The organism is Bacillota bacterium (assembly GCA_029961055.1).
Taxonomy (GTDB): Bacteria; Bacillota; Sulfobacillia; order JAIMAT01; family JAIMAT01; genus JAIMAT01.
Genome location: JASBVM010000039.1, coordinates 69,915 through 93,729, shown reverse-complemented (window position 1 = coordinate 93,729; position 23,815 = coordinate 69,915). Strand labels below are relative to the sequence as shown.

Sequence of the window (23,815 nt, the reverse complement as noted above, 5' to 3'; positions counted from 1 at the left end):
GTTCCACCGCATGCGCAAGGAGCTCAGGTAGGGCGGCGCGCGCCGGGGAGGCCCCTTCGGCGAGCCCCTCGTCGTCCAAGGACGCGTCACGACCTCCTCGCGGGCGCCTCCGCGAAGTGATGGCATGCCATCGGAAATGCCATTATGATGGCACTTCCGTGTGCGGGTCCGGAGAAGGGTTCGCGCACACCCTTTGCACCTTTGGCAATCCCCGCCCTTGACGCCGGCGAGCCACCGGCGTTACCCTGCGCCGGGAATGGAATACGTTTTCTGTTAACGTTTTCTCACTTGTTTCCGGCGGAGGGGTGGTGCGCATGCGTGCGCCGACGATCCGGGACGTAGCCCGGCAGGCGGGGGTCTCGCTGGCCACCGTCTCCCGTGTCCTGAACGGCAACCCGTCGGTCCGCGAGGAGATCGCCCGGCGGGTGCGCCAGGCGGCGGAGGAGCTGGGCTACCGGCCCAACCCGAGCGGGCGGAACCTCCGCCTGGGGATCGATCCTTCCTTCGGACCAAGTTTCGATCTGCGCACCCATGTCAACCTGGAGGCCAAGCGTCGCATCGCGCAGCGGGCGGCGGAGGAAGCGCGACCCTCCGACGTGGTGGCGCTCGACTCGGGTTCGACCGTCGCCCAGATGGTGCCCCACCTGCCCCAGGGGGTAGTCGCCTACACCAACTCCCTGGCCGTCCTCCAGGCGATGGCGCGGCGGAACCTGGAGGTGCACCTGGCTCCCGGGCTCTACGTGCCGGCGATGGCGGCGGTCTTCGGGCCGGAGACGGAGGCGTACTTCGCCGAGCGGCGCCTGACGCGCTTCTTCCTCTCGTCGGCGCGCCTGGACGTGCGCAACGGGCTTTACAACGTCAACCCCTTCACCATCGGCGTCAAGCGCGCCCTCCTCACCCGCAGCGAGCAGGTGGTGCTGCTGGTCGACCACGACAAGTTCTGCGACGCCGGCCTGCCGGCCTACGCGCCGCTCTCCGCCATCCACCTGCTGGTCACCGACTACGTCCCCGAGTCCTTCCGCGAGGCGCTCTTCGCCTGGAACGTGCCGGTGATCGAAGTCGCGCGCCCGGCGCGGACCGACTCCGCTCCAGAGACCAGCGCGGGTGACCGCGGCGGAGCCGTCCCCGGCGCGAGCCAGGAGGAAGGGGGGAGCGCCGGTGCCTGAGGAGGAGCTCTGCGCGATCGAGGAGGCGCCTTCCTCGCCTTCGCTCCCGATCTATGTCCTCGCCGACGACCTGACAGGCGCGGCCGACTCGGCCACCTACTTCCGCACCGCCCTGCGGCGGGTGCGCATCGCCTTCGATCCCGCCCGCCCCTGGCAGCCGCTCCATCCGGGCGACCTGGTACAGGTCTTCGACAGTGAGAGCCGGGGGCTGCAGCCCGCCGAGGCAGCCGCGGTCGTTGGGCAGGCCGCGCGCCTCCTGGCGGGGCGGCCGGCGCGGGTCTTCAAGAAGGTTGACTCCACCCTGCGCGGTAACGTCGGTGCCGAGATCGAGGCCACGCTGCACGGGCTCGGCCGCGAGGTGGCGCTTCTCGCCCCCGCCTTCCCGGCCAACGGCCGCCTCGTCGTTGCGGGGCGGCTCCTGGTCGACGGGCGTCCCGTCACGGAGACCGCCGCAGGGCGCGACCCGGTCCACCCCGTCCGCCACGATCGTCTGGCCGACGTAGTCCTCGCCACCAGTTCGCTCGCCGTCGTCGAGAGCGGGGCGGTCGAGCTGGAGGAAGCGCTGGGGGAGGCGCGCCGCCGCTCCCCCGCCGTTCTCGTCCCGGAGACAAAGAGCGAGGAAGATCTCGCGGAGGCGGCCCGCTTCCTAGCGCGTCATCCCGAAGTGCTGCCGGTCGGTTCGGCCGGTCTGGCCCGGCCTCTCGCACCCCTCTGGCTGCGGGAGGAGCCGTCCCCGCCGGCGGCGCCGATGAAGGCGGTCGATCGGCTCCTGGTCCTCGTCGGCAGCGCCAACCCCAAAGCCCATGCGCAGCTGGAGCGGCTGGTCGCGGCTGGTGAGGCGCTCCGCCTGCGCCTGGACACGCCCTGCCTGGCCGAGCCCGCCGGGCGCGAGGAGGAGCTGGCTCGCGCCTCGCGCTGGCTCGCCACCCAGACGGCCCGCGTCGTCGCGGTCGAGCTCGCACCGGAGCGGCCGGCGGGCGCCGGCGGCACGCTCCCCCACTTCGAGGCGGATCTGGCCGAACTCGCGCGGTTCTGGGCGTCGACGTCGCCCGGCCGGAGGCTCGGTCTGGTCAGTACTGGCGGCGACACCACGCTCGCGCTCTGCCGTGCTCTGCGAATCGACGCTTTGTGGCCCCAGGGGGAGGTGATCCCGGGCATGCCGTGGAGCGAGGCGGACGACCGCTTCGTGCTCATCTCCAAAGCAGGGGGATTCGGAGCGGAAGACGCCCTGCTCCGGGCGGTCGACTTCCTGCTCGCTCGTGGAAAGGAAGGGTGAACGCGTTCGTGGAGAGACCGTTGGTAGCCGTGACCATGGGTGATCCGGCGGGCATCGGGCCGGAGATCGTCCTCCTGGCCCTGGCCCGGCCGGAGGTGGGTGCGGCCGTCCGCGCCCTGGTCGTGGGTGACGCCGGGCGCCTCGAGGAGGCGGCGGACGTCCTGCTGCGGGCCAGCCGCCTGCCCTCAGCGCCCCGCATCCGTGCGGTGGCCGATCCGGCCGAGGCCCGCTTCAAGCCGGGGACGGTCGAAGTGGTCGCGCCGGCGCGTGAGGCGGCCGCCGATGTACGCGGCCTGCCCTGGGGCCAGCTCGACGCGCGGTCTGGCCGGGCGGCCTTCGCGTACGTCCGCACGGCGGCCGAGCTGGCCGTAGCCGGAAAGGTGGACGCCATCTCGACCGCGCCCATCAACAAGGAAGCCTGGCGCCTCGCCGGCATCCCCTACCCCGGCCACACGGACGCCCTGGCGCACCTCGCCGGCGTTGGGCGCGTGGCCATGATGCTGGCGAACGGGCGCCTGCGGGTGGTCCACGTGACCACGCACGTGGGTCTGGCGGAGGCTATCCGCCAGCTCTCCCAGGAGCGCGTCCTTGCCACCATCGAGTTGGCCGACGAGGCACTCCGGCGGCTGCTGGGCCGCCGCCCGCACCTGGCGCTCGCCGCGCTCAACCCGCATGCCGGCGAGGGGGGCCTCTTCGGCGAGGAGGAGACGCGCATCCTCCGGCCCGCGGTGGCTGAGGCGCGGGGCCGTGGCCTGGACGTGGACGGGCCACTCCCGGCCGACACCGTCTTCGCCCGCGCTGCGGAAGGCCAGTTCGACGCGGCGATCGCGCTTTACCACGACCAGGGGCACATCGCGGTCAAGATGCTGGGGCTCGATACCGGAGTCAACGTGACGCTCGGGTTGCCCTTCCTTCGCACCTCGGTGGACCACGGCACCGCTTATGACATCGCCGGCCGCGGGGTCGCGCGCGAAGCCAGCATGGTCGCAGCCCTCGAGGCGGTCCGCGACCTGCTGCCCGGCCAGTGAGGAGGAATGTCGCATGAAGATCAAGCGCAGCATCGAAAGGATACCCGGCGGCATGATGATCGTACCGCTCCTGCTGGGCGCCGTCATCCGGACGCTCTTTCCGGGGCTGTTCGATGATCCCGTCTTCAAGTCGTCCTTCACAGGCGGCCTGATGACCGGGGCCTTGCCTCTGCTGGCAGCCTTCTACATCGCCCTGGGCTCGACCATCCGCATCAACGCGGCGGGATACATCCTGAAGAAGGGCGTCGCCCTCTGGGCGGGCAAGATCCTCACGGCTGCGGCCATCGGCTTCCTGATCAAGGCAGCGGCACCCGATCCAAACCACATGCTCCTCGGCCTCTCCGCCCTGGCGATCGTCGCCGCCTTCTCAGACACCAACGGCGGCCTCTACATGGCCCTGATGGGCCAGCTCGGGAAGAAGGTCGAGGACGTCGCGGCCTACTCGATCATGTCGCTCGAGTCCGGCCCCTTCTTCACGATGCTGATCCTGGGCGTCGCCGGCCTGGCCAGCTTCCCCCTGAAGGCCTTCGTCTTCGCGATCCTGCCGTTGATCCTCGGCATGGTCCTCGGGAACCTGGACGAGGAGATGCGTGCTTTCCTCAGCAAGGCGCAGGACGTCCTCATCCCGATGTTCGCCTTGGCCCTGGGGTCGGGCATCAACCTCGTCAACGTGGCCGCCGCGGGCATCACCGGAGTCCTGCTCGGTCTGGCCGTGGTCGTGGTGACCGGGGCCGTCCTGATCCTTCTCGACCGGGCGACCGGAGGGACCGGCCTGGCCGGGATCGCCGCAGCCTCGACGGCGGGGAACGCCGCCGCCGTGCCGACTGCGGTCGCCGCCGCTTATGCCGGATACGCGCCCATCGCCTCGCAGGCTACGGTGCAGGTGGCCGCGTCGGTGGTGGTGACGGCCGTGCTCGTGCCGTTGGTGACCGCGTGGTTCGCACGCCGGGTCGAGGCTCGCCAGCAGCAGGGTGCCGAACCGGTCGAGGAGTCCGTGTAGGGCTCGCAGGGTTCCTCCACAGCGGGGCGCGGATGCGGAGGCGGAGCGGCCCTTCCTTCCACGTCGCGCCCCCAGCTTGCATCCGAAGGGAGGGGTTACCTCTGCACCGCCGGCTTGTCACCGCCGGAGGTCTCGTGTCCAAGCTCCGACGCCTGGGTACCGTGCTGGATCACCTCCGGATCACCAAACGGTCGAAGGCGTGACCGACCCGATCGCCGTGCACCAAGTGCGCGGCGATCGGGTCGAGCTCGGGAGAGTGATCCGGCCCTCGGGGCTAAACTTGGCCACTCGCACCGCCTCGTAGCCCTTGGGTGCCATGTTGCCCGGCAGGCCGCGGAGCGGCATCGGCCCGACTCACCCGTCCGTGCGGCCCGCCTGGAACTTCTCGGCGAGGCGCTCCTCGTAGGTCCGGTGACCCTCCCGGATGTCCACTTCCTCGGGCGCGCGGAGGCTCCCCGCAGATCGGCGGCGGTGCGGGTGCGCACCGGAATAAGGACGCCTGTGTCCCGGGTTCTGGTGGAAAAGTCCTGGGTGAGCTGAGGTCCTTCCGGCTGCACCCGAGGGCGTAGACCGAGGTGCCGCCGGGCAAGCCAGCCAGTTCCTGGCTGGGCAAGGAAAGCCACCCTGAGGTTTCCTGGCGGTAGCCAATCCGCAACCAAGGAAGGACCCCAGAGTGGCTAAGACCAGTCTCTCGCTCTCGGAACTCCTGCGCAACGCCCAGGACGCCCCCGATCCGATCCACGAGTCCTCCGCTGGCTCTTTCAGGCGCTGATCGAGGCCGAGGCCAGCGAGAAGATCGGCGCCGAACGCTACGAGCGCAGCCCCGAGCGGGTGACGCAGCGCAACGGCCACTGCCGGCGGTTGCTCCAGACGCGGGTGGGGACGCTGGAGCTCCAGATCCCCAAGCTCCGCAAGGGCTCGTTCTTCCCCAGCCTCCTCGAGCCGCGGCGGCGTGCCGAGAAGGCGCTGGTCTCGGTCGTCCAGGAGGCGTACGTCCACGGCGTCAGCACGCGGAAGGTCGACGAGCTGGTGGAGAGCCTGGGGCTGGACGGGATCTCCAAGAGCGAGGTCTGGGGCCCGGCGCCGATCCCACCAGCGACGTGGGACCGGTGGTCAGCCAGGCGCAGCTGGAGCGCGTCCTGGGCTACGTGGCCGAGGGCCGCGCGGCCGGGGCACGGCCGCTGGTGGGAGGGGAGCGCGCCGAGCGCCTGGGCCGCGGCTACTTCGTCGAGCCCACGCTCTTCGTCGACGTGACGCCGGAGATGCGCATCGCCCAGGAAGAGATCTTCGGACCGGTCTCGGTGGTGCTTCCTTTCGACGATGAGGCGGAGGCGGTCCGGCTGGCCAACCAGACCATGTACGGGCTGGCCGCCGGCGTCTGGACGCGGGACGTGAAGCGGGCGCTGCGCATGGCCCGGAGCGTCCAGGCGGGGACCGTCTGGCTCAACACCTACCAGCTGCTCTCGCCCACCGCGCCTTTCGGCGGCTACAAGAAGAGCGGCGTCGGCCGCGAGCTGGGGAGGACGGCGCTGGAAGCCTACCTGGAGACGAAGACGGTGATCGCGGATCTGAACGAGGAGCCGTTCTCGTTCTTCTAGTCTCCACCAGTTCGTCCAGCTTCAGCCGCCCGGCCATGTAGAGGTCGAGGATGCGCGGGATGTCGGGCACCGAGCGCCCGTACCAGGTCCCAGTCGCGCAGCCCGACTGCGAAGGGAGGGGGAGAAGGCGTTGAGGCCACCTCCTCGTGCCCGGTCCAGCTGACCCTGCTCTCCGTGCATGCAGGATGGCGACCGCTGACGCAGCCACCCCCAGACGCCCGGCTCACGGCAGAGTCCGACCGCGACCCGGCGGATGCCGGGAGGAAGCCCATGGCGACCTTCCTCCTCCCCGGCGAGGCGGGGGGGTGGAGGATCGTTGCCTCGCTCCAGGTCAACGGAGCCCCTTCGACGCCGCAATGCGTTGGGCCGCAAGGAGTTCGAAGAGGAGGCCCGTCTTAACCGGCCCTTAACAGAGCACCGCCTCGGAGGAGCGGCATTTCTGCTAGCGTGAGATAAGAGACGGGCAGCGTGAGGCGGGGGCGATACCGGTGCGCATCGGGGCGCCTGTGGCGAGGGAGGAGCTGGGCCGGCCTCTTGGCGGCGTCACCGTCTCCGCCCGCGAGGGCGCGGAGCCGGAGGCGCGTACGGAGGCGGGGACGGCGACGGAGCCGAAGATCGTCGTCCGCAACCTCGACACCTATTACGGGACGAAGCAGGCGCTCAAGCGGGTCAGCCTGGCCGCGCCGGCGCACCGCGTCACCGCGTTGATCGGGCCCTCCGGGTGCGGCAAGTCCACCTTCCTGCGGACGCTCAACCGGATGAACGACACCATTCCCGGCTTCCGCATGGAGGGGGAGGTCCTCCTCGACGGCGAGGACATCTATGCGCCCAGCGTGGACGTGGTGGCCCTCCGCCGCCGGGTGGGCATGGTCTTCCAGAGGCCCAACCCCTTTCCGCGGTCCATCTACGACAACGTCGCCTTCGGCCCGCGGCTCCACGGGATGCGGAGGAAGGCCGACCTGGACGAGGTGGTGGAGTGGAGCCTGCAGGCGGCCAACCTCTGGGACGAGGTGAAGGACCGGCTGCGGGAGTCGGCGTTCTCCCTCTCCGGAGGTCAGCAGCAGCGGCTTTGCATCGCCCGGGCGCTGGCCGTCCAGCCGGAGGTGCTCCTGATGGACGAGCCCGCCAGCGCGCTCGATCCTGCCTCGACCAGCCGGATCGAGGACCTGATCACCTACCTCAAGCGCGAATACACCATCATCATCGTCACGCACAACATGCAGCAGGCGGCCCGGATCTCCGATGTCACCGCCTTCTTCCTCAACGGCGAGCTGATCGAGTCGGGGCCGACCAGCGAGATCTTCACGCGGCCCAAGGAGAAGCGGACCGAGGAGTACATCACCGGTCGCTTCGGCTAGACCGCATGGGCCGCAGGGACCTCTGGAGGCAGGAACGTGAGCCGCAAGGGTGACCTGGTCTTCCGTGGGCTGACCACGTTGGGCGCTCTCGTCATCTTCGCCATCGTCCTCCTCATGTTCCTCCAGATGCTGGAGGGATCGCTGCCGACGATCCAGCGGACCGGGATCGAGTTCTTCCTGAAGACGACCTGGGATCCGGTCCACTCCGTCTTTCACGCGCTGCCTGCCATCTGGGGGACGCTGGTCAGCTCGCTCCTGGCGCTGGCGATCGCGGTCCCGCTCGGCCTCGGGGTCGCCATCTTCCTCTCGCAGGTGGCGCCGAACTGGCTCGCCGGCACCGCTTCGGTGACCGTGGAGCTGCTGGCCGCCATCCCCAGCGTCATCTACGGCTACTGGGGGATCTTCGTGCTGGCGCCGGTCCTGCGCCAGCCCGTCGAGCCCTGGCTGGGGAAGTGGTTCGGCTGGCTGCCCCTCTTCCAGGGGCCGCCCTTCGGGATCGGAATGCTGGCGGCAGGGCTGGTCCTCTCCATCATGATCCTGCCCACCGTGGCCGCCATCTCCCGGGACGTGCTGGCGGCCGTCCCGGAGGAGCAGCGCGACGCGGCGCTGGCGCTGGGGGCGACGCGGTGGGAGGCGATCACGGGAGCGTTGCTTCCTTATGCGAGGACGGGGCTGGTGGGCGCCGTGGTGCTGGCGCTCGGCCGGGCCGTGGGCGAGACGATGGCGGTCACCATGCTGATCGGGAACCAGCCGACGCTCTCGCTCTCCCTCTTCTCGCCGGCCTACTCCATGGCCAGCATCATCGCCAACGAGTTCACGGAGGCGCAGACCGTACCGCACGTGTCGGCGCTGGTCACCATCGGGTTGGTGCTCTTCGTCATCGCCTTCCTGCTCAACGCCGGGGCGCGGCTGCTCACCTGGGAGATGGACCGGCGGCTGGGAGGCCAGCGGACGTGAGCCGGCCGCTGGCCCTCGAGGAAGCGACCGCCGGCCGGACGCCCCACCCGCGCCCTCTGCCGCCCCCCGACACGGCGTGGCGGCGGTGGAAGGACCGGCTGATGATCGGGCTGACCGTGGTCGCCTTCCTCCTCGCCGTCGTCCCGCTGGTCCACATTCTGGGCTACACGTTCTGGCAGGGGCTGCCCGCGATCAACTGGGCCTTCTTCACGCAGCTGCCGGCGCCGGTGGGGGAGCCGGGAGGCGGCATCGCCCAGGCGCTGGTAGGCACGCTCGTGATCGTGCTGATGGCCGCGGCCATGGGCGTGCCGGTGGGCCTTCTGGCCGGGATCTACCTGGCCGAGTTCGGGCGGGGCCGGTTCGCCGCCTGGGTCAGCTTCCTGAGCGACGTGCTCACCGGGGTCCCTTCCATCACCGTGGGCATCTTCGCCTACACGCTGATCGTCGTGCCCATGCGCAGCTTCTCCGCCTTCTCGGGCGCGGTGGCGCTGGCCATCCTGATGATCCCCACGGTCACCCGCACGACGGTGGACATGCTCCGCCTGGTGCCGGTGGAGATGCGGGATGGCGCGCTCGCCCTGGGCGCGCCCTGGTGGTACGCGGTGGTCGCCGTGGAGATGCGCCAGGCACTGCCGGGGATCGTGACCGGCGTCATGCTGGCGGTCGCCCGCGTCGCCGGGGAGACGGCGCCGCTCCTCTTCACCGCCTTCGGCTCGGACGTCATGGTCTGGAACGTCTTTCAACCCATGGCCAGCATGACGCTCCAGATCTTCAAGTACTCCATCTCGCCCTTCGCCCAGCAGCAGCGCCTGGCCTGGGGGGCCGCCCTGGTCCTGATCGCGCTGGTGCTGGTGCTCAACCTGGGCGCCAGGGCGCTGGCCAGGCGGATGTCGCGCTACAACGCAGGCCGCCGCTAGGCCGGTTCGGCGGAACGATCACCGGCCGGGGTACCGCCCTCCTCCGCCGGCCCCAGGGGCCTGAGGCGGAGGCTCTGGCGCCGGGGGCGGACGGCCGCCACCTGGACGCGGAGCCGGCCGCGCGCGGGGCCGGTCAGCCGTCCCTCCAGCCCCCCCAGCGCTGGAAGGACACAGCCCCCCGACTCGTTGGCCACCCCTTCGAAGCTCTCGTCGCGGTGGAGTTCCAGGAAGCGGAGCAGCCAGTAGCGCTCGCGCAGCTGGTGGGCATGGCGCACCTCTCCCATGGCGCGCTCGACGTGGCCGATCAGCTCGCCCATGGCCAGCTCGTCGTAGGGCGGCCTCTCGGCGCGGGTCATGGCCACCAGCTGGCGCTGGGCCACCAGGTCGCCGAAGCGCCGCAGCGGCGAGGTCGCCTGGATGTACGGGCTGAGCGCCAGTACCTCGTGGGGTCCGGGTTCCAGGCTGATGCGCGCCCCCTCGCCCTTGCGCGACGAGCGGTAGGGGGCGGGGAGGCGCGCCTGGGCGAGCGCCCGGGCGAAGGCGTGGTTCCCCCAGATCATCGCCTCGGCCACCAGGCGGCGGGCCGGGGTGTCGTAGATCGGCTCCACCTCGATCCGGCCGTCGCGGACGCGCACCTCCACCTCGGCGCGGTCGAAACGGTGGGCGCCGGCGGCCACGCGCCCCTCCTCCAGCCGTTCGGTGAAGTCGCGCAGATCGCGCAGCACGGGGGCGAAGCGCCCCGCCCCCTCCGCGGCGGAGGCGGCAGGGGCGGAAAGGGCCAGGTCCGCCTCCTCGTAGGTGAGGCGGGCGGTCAGCCGCAGGAGCGCCACCTCCACCTGCGCGTCCAGGAGCTCACCGCGCTCGCCGTCGAAGCGGAGGTAGACCGAGACCGACGGGCGCGGTTCCTCCTCGCTCAGCGAGAGCCAGCCCTCGACCAGCTCCTCGGGGAACATGGGCAGCGTCGCCTCGGGGAAGTAGAAGGTCTCGCCACGGCGCATCGCCTCCTGGTCGAGGAGGCTGCCCGGGGGGACGGTCAGGGCCGGAGCCGCGATGTGGACGCCCAGCCAGAGGTCGGCGCCCTCGCGCCAGAAGGAGACGGCGTCGTCCACCTCCCGTGTCTCCGCCGAGTCGATGGCCAGGACGGGGGCGCCGACCGCCTCGACGCGGGCGCGGGGGAGGTCGGCGCCCGGCCGGGCGGCCGCCAGGCGCCCGGCTTCCTCGGCCGCCTGGGGCGAGCGCGCCCGCGGCAGCTCGTGCCGCTCGAAGGCCTCGTTGACATCCTGGTCCAGGATCCCGGCCGCCTCGAAGAGCTCCAGCGCCTCGTCCGGCCCCTCCAGCCCGCTGGCCTCCACCACCTCCGAGGAAGGCGCCCGCGCCTCGCCGTGAAGCGCCCAGAGCGCCAGTGCACGCGCCTCGTCGCGCGCTTCGGTGCTCAGCCGCTCCTCGTGGATCCAGGCCGGGGCCGTGGGGTCGGGCGGGGAAGGCGGCGGAACCTCGCCCTGCAGGCGCCGCTCCAGGGCCGGGCGGAGGCCCTCGGTCCAGGCGGCCAGCGCCTTCAGCCGCTGGCGTCGCGCCTCCACCGCCGAGGCCTCCCGCCGGCTCGCCTCCACCCTCTGGCGGTCCCGCGGGACGAGGCGGCCGTCGACGGCTTCGAAGAAGGTGCTCTCCCGTGCCAGCTGGACCGCCAGGGCCAGGAGCGCCTCCGGGGTTGCCTCCTCCCCCAGGTAGAGGCGCCCCAGCTCCTCCAGGGTGAGGCCGGCCGCGGGACGCTCGCCCGCCTCGTCGAGGGCGGCCGACCAGAGGAGCTCCAGGTCGATGGGCCAGCGGGCCGCCAGCGCATCCAGGGCAGCTGCCACCTCGAGGCGGGAGGCGGGTTCCTCCGCCCCTGGCGCCGTCTCGACCCGCCACGCTCGTTCGGGAAGGAGCTCGATCCGCTCGCCGTCTTCGGCGAGGAGGAGCCAGCGCCCGCGGGACCCGCCGCTCAGGCGGGCTGCCACCTGGAGCCGGCGGCGCCGCTCCCAGACCACCATTCGCATGGTTTCAGTCTAGCGGTTGGCCCGGCGGCGCGCACGGAGGGAGCGGCGGGGCGGAGAGGTTATGGAACGGGGGGAGCGGGAAGCGCCCCCGTCACCGGGGGCGCTTCCCGAGGCGCGTCCCGGGCGGAGTGCCGGGACCTCGGCCCGCCCGGGCCCGCCTCAGCTCGCCGCGGGCAGCGTCGGTTCCGCCTCGCGACGCCGGCGCTCGAAGAGTCGCGGCGCCAGCCAGCGGTCGATGCCCAGGTAGCCCGCGTTGGTCCAGGCGAGCAGGATCAGAAGCGTCAGCGTGTACATCCACCCGTTGGAGCTGGCGGTGCCGGCGAGCATGAAGTTGAGGTTCATGAAGGCGCCCCCGGCGGCGGCGATGGGCGTCAGGAACCCGAGGATGAGGCCGAGGCCGACCAGCATCTCGGCGCCGACGATGAAGTAGGAGAAAGCCGGGCCCGCATGGATGTTGATCAGGAAGTCGAGGAAGTCCCGGTACCACCAGTGGGCCGAGCCGGGGAGAGGCTTGCCGTCCGGACCGGTGAGATGGCCGGCGGCCTTCATCCAGTAGCCGGTGATGGCGGTGCCTGCCTTGGCGCCCACCCAGACGTCCTCGTGCAGCTTCTCCCAGCTGGCGTGGAGCCACTGCCAGCCGATGTAGACCCGGACCAGCAGCCAGACCCAGCTGAACGCCTTGTCGCGGAAGATCCTCATGATGTCCATGATCTCCTCCCTCCTTCGTCTCCGGCGCGCGCTGGGACGGGAGGTTGCCGGCTTCCCACCGCGGCCTGTCGTTGGTTCAACTTAGAGGCTGCCGGGTCTCCTCGTTGATCCGCTGCGCACGGTATCGCGAGGCGGGGGAGGCAGGGCCGCTGCCCGGTTGCACCATAGATGAAAGCGGGCGTAGACCTTAGAATGTGATCGGGTGAACAACGTAGACGACGACCGTCGCCGGCAGGCGGGGCCGGGTGGGGCGGCGAAGGGCCGCTCGAGGGCGCCGCTGGGGCCCCAGGCGCAGCGTGGGCGGGCCCGCCGGCGCAGCCGCACGCCATGGGGGGGATTGAGATGCCCAACGAGACGCCGAAGGCGGGACTGGAAGACGTCGTGGCGGGTACCTCCGAGATCTGCTTTATCGACGGGCTCGAAGGCCGCCTGCTCTACCGGGGCTACGACATCCACGACCTGGCCGAGCACGCGTCCTTCGAGGAGGTCGTCTACCTGCTCTGGCACGGCTCGCTCCCGACCCGGGCGGAGCTGGAGGCCCTGCAGGCGGAGCTGGGGAGCTACAGCCTGCCGGACGAGGTGCTGGAGTACCTGCGGCGCGCACCCGGGACGGCCAATCCCATGTCCGTCCTGCGCACCGCCGTCAGCATGCTCTCGGACACCGACGACCGCGCCGACGACAACGCTCGCGAGGCCAACCTGTCCAAGGCGGCGCGCATGACCGCCCTGATCCCGGTCATCGTCGCCGCCTTCGCCCGGCTGCGCGAGGGGAAGGAGCCGGTTCCCGCCAAGCCGGAGCTGGGCCTGGCCCGGAACTTCCTTTACATGTTGAAGGGCGAGCAGCCCGGCGAGCCGGTGGGCCGCATGTTCGACGTCTGCCTCGTCCTCCACGCCGACCACGAGCTGAACGCCTCCACCTTCGCCGCCCGTGAGACGGTCAGCACCCTCTCCGACCTGTACTCCGCCATCACCTCGGCCGTCGGCACCCTGAAGGGCCCCGCCCACGGCGGCGCCAACACGGCTGTGATGAAGATGCTGCTGGAGATCGGCGAGCCGGAGCGGGTGGACGAGTGGGTCCACGAGGCGCTGGCCGGCAAGAGGAAGATCATGGGCTTCGGCCACCGCGTCTACCGCACGGAGGATCCCCGGGCGACCCACCTGCGCGAGTTCTCCCGCCAGCTGTGCGCGCAGACCGGGAACACGAAGTACTTCCGGATGCAGCAGCGGATCGAGGAGATCATGCTCCAGGAGAAGGGGCTCTACCCGAACGTCGACTTCTACTCGGCGACCACCTACTACTCCATGGGCATCCCCGTCGACCTGTTCACGCCCATCTTCGCCATCAGCCGCATCTCCGGCTGGACCGCCCACGCTCTGGAGCAGTACGCGAACAACCGCCTGATCCGTCCGCGCGCGGAGTACGTGGGGCCGACGCGCGAGACGTACGTGCCGATCGACGAACGTTAGGCTTCCCCGGGCGCAGGAGGCCGCGCCCGCGCCCCGCGCAGCGCACCCCGCGCAGGCCGGCCCCGGACCCCGAGAGCGGCGCCTCGTGCCGCTCGCCGGTCCAGGGCCGGCCCGTCGAACGCTTTCACCGGCTCCCCGCCTCGCCGGCCCCTTCCGCCTCGTCCACCGCTTCGGACCCGCCCGGCTCGGGCTCTCCGCGGACCAGCCAGGCCAGGCCCGCCAGGAGGACGGCCGCCCCCAGCACCTGGGTGGCGGAGAGCCGCTCGCCCAGCAGCAGGACGCCCCAGACCAGTGCGAAGAGCGGTTCGGTGGTGCTCACAAGGGCCGTGCGCCCCGGCCCGATCCGCTCCAGGCTCCGCGTCAGGGCGAGGACGGCGAGGAAGGTGGGAAGGAGGCCGAGGGCCAGGGCCGCCGCCCACGTGCGGGCGGTCCAGCCGCCGGGGCCCCCGGCGCTCCACGTCCAGCGCATCCCGCCCGCCCCGGGGAGGCCCAGCGCCGTCCAGGCGGCCACCGCCAGGAGGGCCGCGAGGCCCCAGGCGACCGCCCTCCGCGCCGCCCCCTCGGGCGTGAGGCCGGCGCGGAGGGCGCGGTCGACCAGAAGCATCTGGACGGTGTTGGACAGGGCGGCGCCCAAGGCCAGCAGGACGCCGGCGCCCCACCCCGGTCCGCCGCCCCAGGTGGCGCCCGCCACCAGCCCCGTCCCCGAGAGCGCCAGGAGCAGCGCCTCGCCGCGCCTGCGGGTGAACGGCTCGGTGCCCAGCAGGTGGCCGCCCAGGGCGACCCAGGCCGGGTAGGTGTAGAGCAGGAGGATCGCCAGCGAGGTGGGGATGCGCGCGAAGCTGGCGAAGAGGAGGAGCGTCGTGCCGGCGTAGCCGACGACACCCGCCAGGGCCAGCTCCAGGCCCGCCCGGCCCCCGCGACGCCGGCCCCTCCCCGCGTGGACCGGGTGCTGGACCGCGGAGGGCGAACCGCCGGCCGGTCGGGCCCGCCGGAGCCACTCCGCCGCCCAGAGCGCCAAGGCGGCCAGGGCGTAGCGGGCCGCCAGCACCGGCGGAACGGCCCCGCCCGAGCCCGTGGCGAGCCGGGCCAAAAGTCCCTCGGTGCTGAAGGAGGCGGCCGAGAGCAGGGCCCAGAGCCAACCGTTCAACCGCTTCACCTCGGACGACGGCTTCGATGCGATCACGGCCGCGGTGAGCCCGACTCCCGGCCCTTTCACCCGGCCGTCCCCGGCTCCAGACCGGCCCGTTCCGCTCGCCGTCCGTCCGGAGGGCGGTGTCAGCCCGGGGCGGGGCCGCTGGAGCCCTGGGATGCGCCGCGGGTGAGCGCGCGGAGGAGCGAGCTCAGCTGGTCGACCAGCGGCGGCTCCAGCGGGGCCGCGGCCTGCACCAGGCGGCGCAGGTCCGGCCGGTCGAGCAGCAGTCCCGCGGTTTCGCGCAGGTCGCGGGGCAGATAGGCCACCAGCGAGGAGCTGTCGCCCAGAACTTCCGCCAGGCTGACCCCGTAGGCGCCGGCCAGCTCGCGCAACGTCTCCAGGTCCGGGCGACGCTCGCCCCGCTCGTAGCGGCCGATGGTGGAGAAATGCTTGCCGGTCAGCCGCTCCACGTCGTAGAGACTGAGACGCCGCTCCAGGCGGAACCGCCTCAGCCGCTCCCCGAGCTGGCGGGCGGACGGCCCGCTCTCAGGCTCCGGCCGGGGCTTGGCTGCATCGCCCGCGCCGCCCTCTCTGCGCTCCCCCGCCGGCATCCGGACGGCCTCGCCTCCAAAGGAGGCACCTTTGGCGCGCGGCGGCGGCTCACCTATAGCCGGTCCGTCCAGATCGACCGGGACGCACGTCCAAACCGAGGCCCACCGGGCGCCCCGGCAGGGGAGCCACCCCGGTGGGCCTCTTCCCCTTCACCATACCGGAACGGGGAAGCGCATGGCAAAGCGTGGGCGGGCGCGCCGGAGCCGGCCCGTCACGGGGCGGGTGCCACGTCGAAGACGACGCTGACGGTGGCCGTGACGGTCAGCTCGCCCGGCTGGACGGGGACGCTCGCCGCCTCCTTCACCGCGGGCGCCCTCATCGAGAACGCAAGCGGCACGGGGCCCGACGAACCCACCTGGAGCGAACGGATACCGGCCAGGCGGAGGCCCGCATGGGCTGCGGCCGCCTCGGCGGCCTGCCGTGCCTGGTCGATGGCCTGGTTGGTCGCCTGGCGCTCCAGCGAGTCGCGATCCCGGACGTCGAAGGTCACGCCCCCCACCTGGTTGGCACCGGCCTCCGTGGCCGCGTCCAGCACCGCGCCGGCGCGGTCCGCGGGGACGCCGACGGAGAGCATGTGGATCGCCTGGTAGCCCGAGGGCCGCGAGGAGGAGGGACCGGGCTCGAAGGTCGGACCCAGCGAGTAGTCGCTGGTCTGGATCTCCTTGTCCGGCACGCCGGCCTGGTGGAGCGCGTCGACCACCCGGGCGATCGCCGCGGTGTTCTGCTGGGCGGCCGCCTGGGCCGTGGCGGCCTGGGTGCGGACACCCACCTGGAGGCGGGCCCAGTCGGGCGCCACCCGGACGCTCCCGCTGCCGCTCACCGAGAGGGTGGGGGAGCCGGCCGCCCCGTTCACGTCGGCTGCGGCAGCCTCCGGTGCCGCCTGCCGCAGCGGTGGCAGGCCGAGGGCGACCAGCCCCGCGGCCAGGAGGACGACCGCCGCGAGGAAGGGGAGCAGGGCGCGCCGCCCCGGCTCGATCCGCCAGCCTCTCCCTCCGGGAACCATCTGCATCACCTCCACCGCCTTGGACGCCCTCCCGTGGAAGGAAGTTGCGCAGGCGGCAACTTCCTCCTCCGCCGTCAGCTTTCCGCTCCGCTTCGCGGCTCTGACGCGCCGGCCCCCATCTCCCAGCGTCGCAGCGCCGCCCGGCCGGCAAGCTACTCCCGACCGGCTCTTCCTGCTCGGAAACCGGTCGGGTGAGCGCTGTGAGGTCGCGGCACAGACGGAGATCCCGCGGGGCGGTGGCGGCCGCGCTCCTGCTCGTCGCGGCCGGGTGGGCGGCGGCGTCGCTCCCCGGTCCGCTTCCTCAGGTCCGCAGCCGGCCGCCGCGTTCGCTGGAGCGGGCGCCAGCACCCGCTCCAGCCCGTCTGCCTGCGCCCGCGGGGCCGGCCCGCGCCGTGGCGGAGCCCTCGTCGCGCGGGGCTCGCGCCGCATCCGAAGCGAAGGGGACGTCCCCGGACGACATCGAGATCCGGCACACGGGGGTGGCTGGCGGAGCGCCGGCGGGCGCGGAGGATCCGCGGGTGCGGGCGCTCCTGCGGCGGAACCGGCTGGCCGTACCCATGGGCACCTTCCGGACGTATTACGGCCACGCCAGCGCCTCCCAGGCAGGCAACATCGAGTTGACGGCCCGCCGCCTCAACGGGCAGGTGGTGGCGCCGGGCGAGGTCTTCTCGATGAACGCCAGGCTCGGGCCCTACGACCGGGCGCACGGCTACGGCGAGGGCCGCATGTTCCTCGGCAACCGCATCGTGCCCAGCATCGGCGGGGGCGTATGCCAGGTCGCCAGCACCCTCTTCAACGCGGTGATGCTGGCCGGCCTGCCGGTGGTGGAGCGGCACCTGCACGGCCTCCTGGTTCCCTACCTGCCGCCCGGACAGGATGCGACGGTGGCGGAGGAAGCGGGGCTCGACTTCCGCTTCCGGAACGACCGCCCCTATCCTCTGGTGGTCGCGGCGGACGTGCTTCCCGGGCGCTGGTTGCGGATCACGGTGTGGGGCCGCGAGAGGCCGGACGTCCTGCTCTGGGAGCACCGGATCCTGGAGGAAAAGCCGGCGCCGGTGGAGGTGGAGCGGGTCGCCCCGGGATCGCATCCGGCCGGGGGCGAGACGCTGCCCGACGGCAGCCGGGTGCTGGCGCCAGGCCAGCCGGGGATGACCGTCCACACCTGGATCGTCCGCATCGGCCCGCACGGCGAGAGGAGGCGGATCGACCTGGGGGTGCACACCTACCAGCCGAGCCCCCGTCGGATCGCCATGCCGGAGCCGGGCCGGGCGCCGGACTGACGTAGGCCAGGCGGCCGGCGCATAGAGGAGGGTGGGTGGGGGGAGCCCTTGCCGTCCGCTCTGGTATTGGCGGGAAGGATCCTGCTTCTGGCCGGGGAGCAGCTCCTCGTCAAGCGCCTGGCCGAGAGGGCGACGGGCGAGCTGGCGGCGGCCTTCCTCTTCTTCGCCTGGGCGACGGTGGCCCTCCTCCCCTTCGCGGTGGCGGTCGCCGGCGGCTGGATCCCGGCGGGGGCGGGCGGCGGCCACGCCTGGGCGGCCCTGCCGGACCGGCTGCCGGATCTGCTGGCGGCCGGCCTCGTCTATACCGCCGCCTTCGTCCTCTACGTGGCGGGGTTGGCCCGGGGCGAGCTGAGCCGTGTGGCGCCGCTCCACGGCGTCAGCCAGATGGCGCTGCTGGTGCTGGCGGTGGGCTTCACGGGCGAGCGGATCAGCCTCGGGCGGGTGGCCGGGATGGCGCTGATGACCCTGGGCACGGCGGCGCTGACCCGGCCCGGCAGGGCGGTCGGCGGGCCGTCCCTGGAGCCGGAGGAGGAGCGATGGGCGGCCTGGGCGACGGTCGGCTACGGCGTCCTGGTGGCGGCGGCGCGGGTGATCGACCGCGAGGCGGCGGCGGGGATGAACCCGGTCCTCTACGCCGCCACCGTCGACGCGCAGGTCACCTTCTGGACGGGGGTGGCCGTCCTGCTGGAACAGGGGGGAGGCGGCCTCCTCCGGCTCCTGCGCCGGTGCGACTGGGTGACGGTGGGGGCGGGGGCCGCCAACGCCGGTTCGTACCTCTTCCTGGTCGCGCTGCTACCCCGGTTGCCGCTGACCGTCCTCGAGCCGGCCAGCGCGCTGGCGGCCCTGGTGGCGGCCCTGGCGGGCGTCCTCTGGGGCGGCGAGAGCTGGCGCGGGAAGCTCCTCCCCGCCTGCCTGATGCTGGCAGGCTCCTGCTTCCTGGCGATGGAGCGGTGAGCAGAAAAGGGGGAGGTTGCCGTGAAGACCCTCTTCCTGAGCACGGGGCCCCGGGCCTGGCGGCGGCTCCTCCTGGCCGCCGCGGGGGCCCTGGCGGCGCTGGCGCTGGCCGGCGCCCTGGCCCAGGGCGCGATCTCCCGCGAGGACCGGGTGGCACTGGGGCCCGGCTCGCCCGGCGAACCCGGCGCGCCCCCGCCGGGGGCCCCGAAGGCCGGGGTGGTGACCGCCGCCCAGCCGGGCGACCACCTGATCGCCCTCACCTTCGACGACGGCCCGGACCCACGCTACACGCCCCAGGTCCTGGCCCTCCTCCGCCGGTACGGCGCGCACGCCACCTTCTTCGTCATCGGCCAGGAAGCCGAGCGGCACCCCGACCTGATCCGCGCCATCGCCGCCTCGGGGAACGAGGTGGGGATCCACGGCTGGTCCCACCGGAGCTTCCAGCGGATGGACGCCGCCACCATGGAGCGGGAGCTGGAACGCTCGGCCCGGCTGCTCGAGAGGGTGACGGGCAGGCCGCCGCGCCTCTTCCGGCCTCCCTTCGGCCGCCTCAACCCCACCGTCCTGGGCGTGGCCGGCCGGCTGGGGCTGACCGTCGTCCTCTGGACGCCCGGCCACGACCCCTTCGACTGGGCGGGTGCCCTGCCCGGCCTGATCGTCCGGCGCTGCTGCACGGGGATCCGGGGCGGCGAGATCATCCTGCTCCACGACGGCGGCGGCGACCGCCGGAACACGGTCCGCGCCCTGGGCACCATCCTGGACCGCCTCCGCGCCGGCCGCTACGAGCCGCTGACGGTGAGCGCGATGCTGGAGCGGTCGGCCCGGCTCCAGGCCGGCACCCCGGCCCCCGGCGGCGGGACCGCCGTGCCGGCGCCGCCGACCGGTTCCGGCTCGCGTTGACACCCTTTGCGTCCGATGGCTAGACTGAGTGGCGGCCGCCGGGTCCGGGCGAAACCCCCGGCGATTTCGCCCCGCGCTGATCCGCTCTTTGTCGCAGGACTGCCGCTTCATAGAGTTGCCTTCCGGGAGGTACCCGCATGGGGCCGCAGCGCCCGACCAAGTTCGTCTTCATCACCGGAGGCGTGGTCTCCGGGCTGGGCAAGGGCATCACCGCCGCCTCGCTGGGACGGCTTCTCAAGGAAGCGGGCTTCACGGTCTCGCTGCAGAAGGTCGATCCCTACATCAACGTTGACGCCGGGACCATGAACCCGCTCCAGCACGGAGAGGTCTTCGTCACCGTCGACGGCGCCGAGACCGACCTCGACCTCGGCCACTACGAGCGCTTCACCGACACCACCGTCAGCCGCGCCCACAACGTCACCACCGGGCAGATCTACCTGAGCGTGATCGAAAAGGAACGGCGGGGCGACTACCTGGGCGGCACCGTGCAGGTGATCCCCCACCTGACCAACGAGATCAAGCACCGCATCCGCTCCGCCGGCGCGGGCGCCGACATCGCCATCGTCGAGGTGGGGGGCACGGTGGGGGACATCGAGAGCCTCCCCTTCCTCGAAGCGATCCGCCAGCTGCGCATCGACCTGGGACGCGACGACGTGCTCTACATCCACGTCACGCTGGTCCCGTACATCGAGGCCTCGGGCGAGCAGAAGACCAAGCCCACCCAGCACAGCGTCAAGGAGCTCCGCTCCATCGGCATCCAGCCGGACATCATCGTCTGCCGCTCGGAGCGCTCCCTCTCCGTGGAGATGCGGGAGAAGATCGCCCTCTTCTGCGACGTCCCCACCGAGGCGGTGGTCGAGAACGTGGACGCCTCCAGCATCTACGAGGTCCCGCTCCTCCTCCACCGGGAGGGGCTGGACCGGATCGTCCTCGACCGCCTGCGGCTCAGCCCGAGGAAGACCGTCGACCTCGCCCCCTGGCGGGCGATGGTGGAGCGGATCCGCCATCCCCACCGGCGGGTGCGCATCGGCTTCGTCGGCAAGTACGTCCGTCTCCAGGACGCCTACCTGAGCATCGTGGAGGCGCTCCACCACGCGGGCGCCGCCCACGACGCCCGCGTCGAGATCGAGTGGATCGAGTCGGAGGAGCTGGAGTCGCCCGAGGCGGATGTGGAGCGCCTCCTGGGCGAGCTGGACGGCATCCTGGTCGGCCCGGGCTTCGGCTCCCGGGGCATCCAGGGGAAGCAGGTGGCCGCCCGCTTCGCGCGCCACCGCCGGATCCCCTACTTCGGGGTCTGCCTGGGGATGCAGGTGGCCGTCATCGACTTCGCCCGCGAGGCGCTGGGCCTCTCGCAGGCCAACAGCACGGAGTTCGACCCCGACACCCCGGACCCCGTCTTCGACCTGATGCCCGACCAGAAGAACCTGACCAAGCTCGGCGGGACGATGCGGCTGGGAGGCTATCCCTGTCGCCTGGCTCCGGGCACCCTCGCCTGGGAGGCCTACGGGCACGCCGACGAGGTGCTGGAGCGCCACCGCCATCGCTTCGAGCTGAACAACACCTACCGCCAGGCGCTCCAGCGCGCGGGCCTCGAAGTCTCCGGCGTCTGGGAGGAAGGGGATCTGGTGGAGATCATGGAACTGGACCGCCGCCTCCATCCCTGGTTCCTGGGCACCCAGTTCCATCCCGAGTTCGGCTCCCGCCCGACCCGGCCCCACCCGCTCTTCGCCGCCTTCGTCGGCGCCGCCCTGGAGCAGCGGGAGAGCGCCGGCCGGCCGATCGGGGTCAGCCTGGAGGAGGTCGAGAAAGATGGATGATCCGGTCGATGCGGGCGGGCCGCCCCCCGGCGCCCCGCCCGAGCCCGCCGGAGAAGAGGCTCCGGCCGGGGGCGGGGGAGGGCGCGGCGCCTCTCTCGCCGCCGGCCTTCTCGTCTCGGTGGTGGTGATCGCGCTCGTCCTGGCCATCCTGCCCGTGCGGCAGCCTGCGCCGGCCGCCCAGGCCCCCTCCGGTCCCTTCTCCGGCCTGGCCGGCCTGGGGACCACCCCCGTCGGTCTCACCGCCGGGCCGCCGGGCGTCGCGCTGCTGGAGATCACCGGCCCCCTGGCCACCACCGGCGGGGTCAGTCTCCTGGGCCAGCCCAGCACCGGCGCCGATCAGGTGGTCCAGCTGCTCCAGCAGGTGGCTGCCTCCCCGGTGGCCAAGGCGCTGGTGATCCGGCTGGACACCCCGGGCGGCAGCGCGGTGGCCGCCTCCGAGATCGGCGAGGCGCTGCAGGCGGTGCGCAAGGCCGGAAAGCCGGTGGTCGTCTCCATGGGCGATGTGGCCGCCTCGGGCGGGTACTGGATCGCCGCCAACGCCGACACCATCGTCGCCAACCCGGCCACCCTGACCGGCAGCATCGGCGTGATCCTCTCCTACACCACCACCTACGGTCTCTACCAGAAGCTGGGCCTGGGCGACGTGACCATCAAGTCCGGGGCCTACAAGGACATCGGCTCCCCCTCGCGGCCCGTGACGCCCGCCGAGCGGCAGATCCTGCAGGGGATCGTCGACGACACCTACCGGCAGTTCGTGCGCATGGTCGCCACGGGACGACACCTGCCGGAGTCGAAGGTGCTGGAGCTGGCCGACGGCCGCGTCTTCACCGGCGGCCAGGCCCTGCGGCTGGGTCTGGTCGACCGCCTGGGGAACCTGAAGGACGCGCTCGACCTGGCCGCCCGAAAGGCGGGCCTGCCCGGCAAGTACCGCGTGATCCGCGTGGCGCCCAACCCGCTGGAGAACCTCGCCGCCGCCTTCGGCCTGGGCGGCCAGAGCAGCCGCGCGGGCCGGCTGGCGCCCCTCCTCCGCGCCCTGCTCGAGGCCGGCGGAAGCAGCCTCCCGCCGGCACCGGCGGGGGCATCCGGCGCGCCGGCGGACCAGGGACTGCTCCTCCTGTACACCGGCGGCTCGGGGCTGGAGGGAAGCCCATGAGCGCGCGGGCCGCACGGACGATGGGGGGGAACTCGCTCGCCGGGGCGCTCTCGGGCGTCGGTGCGATGGTCCTGCGGCCGCGGGGCTTCCTGGCGGCGCTGGGCGACGAGCGGGCCCCCGGGCACGGGGCGCTGCGGGCGCTGGGCTACGAGGTCGGCTTCGCGGCGGCGTTGGTGGGCGGGCTGACCGAGGCCGCCTCCACCACGGGCGGCCGGACGCTGCCCGGAGGCGCCTTCCCGGCGACGCTCTTCCTCTTCTGGGTGGCGCTCTCCCTGGTCGCCTGGCTCGCCTTCGCCGCCGTCCTCCAGCTGACGGCCGGCCTCCTGGGCGGGACGGGCCGGGTGCCGGAGCTGGTGGCCGGCCTCGGCCTCAGCTACGTCCCCAACCTGCTCGCCCCCCTGCCGGTCGCCCTCGCCCACCTCTCCGGGGGTGGCCTCGCGGCGGCCGGCTCCGTCGTGGCCACCGCCATCACCGTCTGGCACCTGGTGCTGGTGGTGCTGGCGGTGAGCGCCGTCCACCGCCTGCGCGCGGAGACGGCGGTGGGCGCGCTGCTCCTGCCTCCCGCGGTCCTGGCGGGGCTGGGCCTGATCGGGCTTCTGCCGCTGGTCACCGGGATCCTGCGCCTGCTGGGCTGAGGGCCGGGCCCGCCCTTCCACGCCTGGACCTGCGCCATGGAATCGGGGGGCCGCCCCCCTCCCCCGGGCGGCCCTCCGTCGACCCGGACCCCGCCCCGCCTGTCGAAGAAGCCGGGACGCCGTCGGCGGGTCGGGAAGGGTAGCCGAACTTGCGGTAGACGTGACGTCGACGCTCCCTCTAGGATCGGCCGTGTGATCTTTCGTCCCAGGAGGCGTACCGTGGTGCACCCTTCCTATGACGCTTCGCGCGACGGTCCGATGCTTGCGGTCGACCTGGTCGCTCCCGGCCCGGCCTGCGGATGCGGCCGACCGGCCGCCGTCGCCGCCGGGACGGGGGAGCCGCGGGTCCGCCCCACCCGTCACCTGGTCGCGTCGAATCGGTTCCCGCCAGCCCTCCGGGCGGTGCGGCCCCCAGCGGCCGACCCGGAGGAAGAGATCCGCTCGACACTGACGGTGGTGCGGGGGGTGCTGGAACTGCTGGCGCGCCCGGGGAGCGGTCTTTCCGAAGAGATGCGCAGCCTGGTGCAGAGCGCGCGCGAGGCGGAGGCGGAGCTGGAGCGGACGCTGGCCGGCCTCCGCACCGCCGTTCGCCAGGCGGCGGAGGAGGCTGCTGCCAGCGCCCCTCTCTCCCCGTCGCCCGGGGAGTCGTCTCCCGCCGGGAGAGGGGAGCTGGAGGAGAAGAAGGGGGAGGGCGACGCTCCCTCGCGGTCGCGCTCGAGCGGCGCCGGGGCGGACCTCCCCCGGTTCGCCGCGATGTGACATGGACCGATCCGGGCGATGGCGTACGAAACCTTCTGGGAGGAAGGAATCGCCTTGCC

20 protein-coding genes and 1 pseudogene are annotated in these 23,815 nt (G+C 72.7%); 16 read left to right on the top strand and 5 right to left on the bottom strand.

Annotated elements, in window-relative coordinates; translation table 11 throughout:
- The first annotated feature begins 314 nt into the window (after window positions 1-314).
- The 8 genes and pseudogenes from QJR14_09180 to pstA all read left to right on the top strand — a co-directional run bounded on the left by QJR14_09180 (window position 315) and on the right by pstA (window position 9,300).
- Window positions 315-1,166 (top strand): LacI family DNA-binding transcriptional regulator, encoded by an 852-nt coding sequence (locus tag QJR14_09180; GenBank protein ID MDI3317772.1) that lies wholly within the window; start codon window positions 315-317, stop codon window positions 1,164-1,166.
- Window positions 1,159-2,442 (top strand): four-carbon acid sugar kinase family protein, encoded by a 1,284-nt coding sequence (locus QJR14_09175; protein MDI3317771.1) that lies wholly within the window; start codon window positions 1,159-1,161, stop codon window positions 2,440-2,442. The genes QJR14_09180 and QJR14_09175 overlap by 8 nt, the downstream gene beginning before the upstream one ends.
- Window positions 2,443-2,450: 8 nt before the next feature.
- The gene (gene pdxA / locus QJR14_09170; GenBank protein MDI3317770.1) at window positions 2,451-3,470 is read left to right on the top strand and encodes a 4-hydroxythreonine-4-phosphate dehydrogenase PdxA; all 1,020 of its coding nucleotides are present in this window, start codon (window positions 2,451-2,453) and stop codon (window positions 3,468-3,470) included.
- A 13-nt stretch (window positions 3,471-3,483) separates the two neighbouring features.
- The gene (locus QJR14_09165) at window positions 3,484-4,470 is read left to right on the top strand and encodes a 2-keto-3-deoxygluconate permease (protein ID MDI3317769.1); all 987 of its coding nucleotides are present in this window, start codon (window positions 3,484-3,486) and stop codon (window positions 4,468-4,470) included.
- 706 nt (window positions 4,471-5,176) lie between these two features.
- Window positions 5,177-6,065 (top strand): annotated as a pseudogene (locus QJR14_09160) (transposase).
- A 617-nt stretch (window positions 6,066-6,682) separates the two neighbouring features.
- The gene (pstB, locus tag QJR14_09155) at window positions 6,683-7,426 is read left to right on the top strand and encodes a phosphate ABC transporter ATP-binding protein PstB (GenBank protein ID MDI3317768.1); all 744 of its coding nucleotides are present in this window, start codon (window positions 6,683-6,685) and stop codon (window positions 7,424-7,426) included.
- Window positions 7,427-7,462: 36 nt separating this feature from the next.
- Entirely contained in the window at window positions 7,463-8,383 is a 921-nt protein-coding gene (gene pstC, locus QJR14_09150; protein ID MDI3317767.1) for a phosphate ABC transporter permease subunit PstC, read from the top strand.
- Window positions 8,380-9,300, top strand: coding sequence for a phosphate ABC transporter permease PstA (gene pstA, locus QJR14_09145; protein MDI3317766.1), 921 nt, complete (start codon window positions 8,380-8,382; stop codon window positions 9,298-9,300). The genes pstC and pstA overlap by 4 nt, the downstream gene beginning before the upstream one ends.
- Here pstA and QJR14_09140 read toward each other — a convergent pair.
- Both QJR14_09140 and QJR14_09135 read right to left on the bottom strand, forming a co-directional pair.
- Entirely contained in the window at window positions 9,297-11,330 is a 2,034-nt protein-coding gene (locus tag QJR14_09140; GenBank protein ID MDI3317765.1) for a ribonuclease catalytic domain-containing protein, read from the bottom strand. The two genes, pstA and QJR14_09140, sit on opposite strands and share 4 nt — an antisense overlap.
- Before the next feature lie 165 nt (window positions 11,331-11,495).
- Window positions 11,496-12,044 carry a DoxX family protein gene (locus QJR14_09135; protein ID MDI3317764.1) on the bottom strand — a complete coding sequence of 183 codons (549 nt, stop codon included), beginning with the start codon at window positions 12,042-12,044 and terminating at the stop codon, window positions 11,496-11,498.
- A 342-nt stretch (window positions 12,045-12,386) separates the two neighbouring features.
- On the opposite strand from QJR14_09135, the gene QJR14_09130 reads away from it, so the two are divergent.
- The gene (locus QJR14_09130) at window positions 12,387-13,511 is read left to right on the top strand and encodes a citrate synthase (GenBank protein ID MDI3317763.1); all 1,125 of its coding nucleotides are present in this window, start codon (window positions 12,387-12,389) and stop codon (window positions 13,509-13,511) included.
- A 124-nt stretch (window positions 13,512-13,635) separates the two neighbouring features.
- Here QJR14_09130 and QJR14_09125 read toward each other — a convergent pair whose 3' ends face one another.
- The 3 genes from QJR14_09125 to QJR14_09115 form a co-directional block, all read right to left on the bottom strand.
- Window positions 13,636-14,658 carry a DMT family transporter gene (locus tag QJR14_09125; GenBank protein ID MDI3317762.1) on the bottom strand — a complete coding sequence of 341 codons (1,023 nt, stop codon included), beginning with the start codon at window positions 14,656-14,658 and terminating at the stop codon, window positions 13,636-13,638.
- A 128-nt stretch (window positions 14,659-14,786) separates the two neighbouring features.
- Window positions 14,787-15,254 carry a helix-turn-helix transcriptional regulator gene (locus tag QJR14_09120; GenBank protein MDI3317761.1) on the bottom strand — a complete coding sequence of 156 codons (468 nt, stop codon included), beginning with the start codon at window positions 15,252-15,254 and terminating at the stop codon, window positions 14,787-14,789.
- Window positions 15,255-15,466: 212 nt separating this feature from the next.
- Window positions 15,467-16,264: an SIMPL domain-containing protein gene (locus tag QJR14_09115; GenBank protein MDI3317760.1), complete on the bottom strand. Its 798-nt coding sequence runs from the start codon at window positions 16,262-16,264 to the stop codon at window positions 15,467-15,469.
- A 473-nt stretch (window positions 16,265-16,737) separates the two neighbouring features.
- On the opposite strand from QJR14_09115, the gene QJR14_09110 reads away from it, so the two are divergent.
- The 7 genes from QJR14_09110 to QJR14_09080 all read left to right on the top strand — a co-directional run bounded on the left by QJR14_09110 (window position 16,738) and on the right by QJR14_09080 (window position 23,756).
- Window positions 16,738-17,538 carry a VanW family protein gene (locus tag QJR14_09110; protein MDI3317759.1) on the top strand — a complete coding sequence of 267 codons (801 nt, stop codon included), beginning with the start codon at window positions 16,738-16,740 and terminating at the stop codon, window positions 17,536-17,538.
- A gap of 48 nt (window positions 17,539-17,586) precedes the next feature.
- A complete protein-coding gene (locus QJR14_09105) occupies window positions 17,587-18,492 on the top strand; it encodes an EamA family transporter (GenBank protein ID MDI3317758.1) in 906 nt (301 codons plus the stop codon).
- A gap of 21 nt (window positions 18,493-18,513) precedes the next feature.
- Entirely contained in the window at window positions 18,514-19,392 is an 879-nt protein-coding gene (locus QJR14_09100; protein MDI3317757.1) for a polysaccharide deacetylase family protein, read from the top strand.
- A gap of 137 nt (window positions 19,393-19,529) precedes the next feature.
- Window positions 19,530-21,209, top strand: a complete 1,680-nt coding sequence (locus QJR14_09095) for a CTP synthase (protein ID MDI3317756.1) — start codon at window positions 19,530-19,532, stop codon at window positions 21,207-21,209.
- Window positions 21,202-22,362 (top strand): signal peptide peptidase SppA, encoded by a 1,161-nt coding sequence (gene sppA / locus QJR14_09090; GenBank protein MDI3317755.1) that lies wholly within the window; start codon window positions 21,202-21,204, stop codon window positions 22,360-22,362. Before QJR14_09095 ends, sppA begins: the two co-directional genes overlap by 8 nt.
- Window positions 22,359-22,997 (top strand): YIP1 family protein, encoded by a 639-nt coding sequence (locus QJR14_09085; protein MDI3317754.1) that lies wholly within the window; start codon window positions 22,359-22,361, stop codon window positions 22,995-22,997. Before sppA ends, QJR14_09085 begins: the two co-directional genes overlap by 4 nt.
- Window positions 22,998-23,399: 402 nt before the next feature.
- Window positions 23,400-23,756: a hypothetical protein gene (locus QJR14_09080; protein MDI3317753.1), complete on the top strand. Its 357-nt coding sequence runs from the start codon at window positions 23,400-23,402 to the stop codon at window positions 23,754-23,756.
- Window positions 23,757-23,815: the final 59 nt, after the last annotated feature.